This is a genomic window from Sphingopyxis sp., assembly GCF_016463645.1.
Classification (GTDB): domain Bacteria; phylum Pseudomonadota; class Alphaproteobacteria; order Sphingomonadales; family Sphingomonadaceae; genus Sphingopyxis.
In genome coordinates this window covers 1-1,505 of record NZ_JAEMQX010000270.1, presented here as the reverse complement: position 1 = coordinate 1,505, position 1,505 = coordinate 1, and the positions used below count along the sequence as shown (strand labels likewise).

Below are 1,505 nucleotides of genomic sequence, written 5' to 3'. Positions count from 1 at the left end.
TCGATTATCTGCTCAAGGTCCGCACCCCCGACATCCGCCGCTATCGCATCGTGCTCGGCGAAAAAATTTCGAGCCTGCCGCATGTCGCGAGTACCTCGACCTTCGTCGCGATGGAGACGATCTGCGAATCGGCGCGCTGACGCGAGAGATTGACCGCCGCCGCCGCCCGTGCCAAACGCTCGGCGCCGGGCGGGTGTAGCTCAATGGCAGAGCAGAAGCTTCCCAAGCTTACGACGAGGGTTCGATTCCCTTCACCCGCTCCAGATTCTCCAGTCAATCAGCAGCAAGACGACAGCGCGCCGTTCGCGGTGCGCGTCCGGCCTGTCGCGACATCCTCCCGCGAGCGGGGCGAAGTTTCTTGTCGAACGGCGCGGCGGGGCGTTAGGGGTTGCCGATGACCCCTCGTCTCACCTTCCGATCGATCGCGGCGCGGAGCCGGCCGTGAAAAAGGAGCAGCCCCGCGACGGCGCGCGCCCCACGATGGCCGACGTCGCGCGTGAACTCGGCGTCGCCAAGATCACCGTATCGCGAGCGCTGTCCAATCATTCGACGGTCAGGGAAAGCACGCGCACGCTGATCCGCGAGACCGCCGAGCGCATGGGGTACCGGCTCAACGTCTCGGCGCGCAATCTGCGGCAGCAGCGCACACGCACGATCGCGGTCGTCATCGAGATGACGCCTTCGCACGAGCGTTTGATGAGCGAGCCCTATCCGCTGCTGCTGCTCGGCGGGATTCTGCAGGAGCTGACCGCCGCAGGACAGAATATGGTACTCACCACCATCGACCTTTTTTCCGAAGCCCCGCCCTCGGCCGACGGTGTGATCCTGCTGGGGCAGGGGGTGCACGACGACGCCGCCGCGGTGATCGAGGCGACCGGGCTGCCCTATGTGGTATGGGGCGCCGAACATGGTCCCCCCGAACGCGTCGTCGTCGGCAGCGACAATCGCGAGGGCGGGCGTCTCGCCGCCGAATATCTGCTCGGTCGCGGCTGCCGCCGGCTGCTGTTTCTCGGCGACGCGGGGCATGGCGAGGCGGAGGACCGGCTCAATGGCTTCGAGACGGGGCTTGCAGGTTCGGGTGCGGCGATCGTCGCGAACATTCCCTGCGCCTTCACCGTCGCTGCCGGCCGCGAGGCGGTGGCGCCGCTCCTTGGCGGGCAAGGCCCCGATTTCGATGGCATCTTTGCCAGCAGTGATGCGATCGCGATGGGTGCGATCGAGGCGCTGCGGGAAAGCGGTTACACGGTTCCCGGCGACGTTTCGGTCGTCGGCTTCGACGATTCGCCGGGCGCCGCGCTCTTTTCGCCGCGACTGACGAGCATCCGGCAGGACTGGGGGGTCGGCGGCGAACTGCTCGCGCAGAAAGTGCTCGACAAGGTGGCGGGGAAGACCGTCGCTTCGCGGGCGATGCCCGTCACGCTGATCGTCCGCGAAAGCTAGAACAACAGCGGCTTTCCCGCCCCGTCCATTCGGTTTCCCGCAAAATGGTATCGATACCTTGACAT

2 protein-coding genes and 1 tRNA gene are annotated in these 1,505 nt (G+C 66.3%); all 3 read left to right on the top strand.

All coding sequences use genetic code 11. The features are described from left to right. Nucleotides 1–140 (top strand): Lrp/AsnC ligand binding domain-containing protein (locus JHC57_RS22475; RefSeq protein WP_294032774.1); only part of this gene is annotated, 140 nt, incomplete at its 5' end. Nucleotides 141–189: 49 nt separating this feature from the next. After that, nucleotides 190–263, top strand: a tRNA-Gly gene (locus JHC57_RS22470). 178 nt (nucleotides 264–441) lie between these two features. Then, a complete protein-coding gene (locus tag JHC57_RS22465; RefSeq protein WP_294032773.1) occupies nucleotides 442–1,440 on the top strand; it encodes a LacI family DNA-binding transcriptional regulator in 999 nt (332 codons plus the stop codon). Nucleotides 1,441–1,505 lie beyond the last annotated feature (65 nt).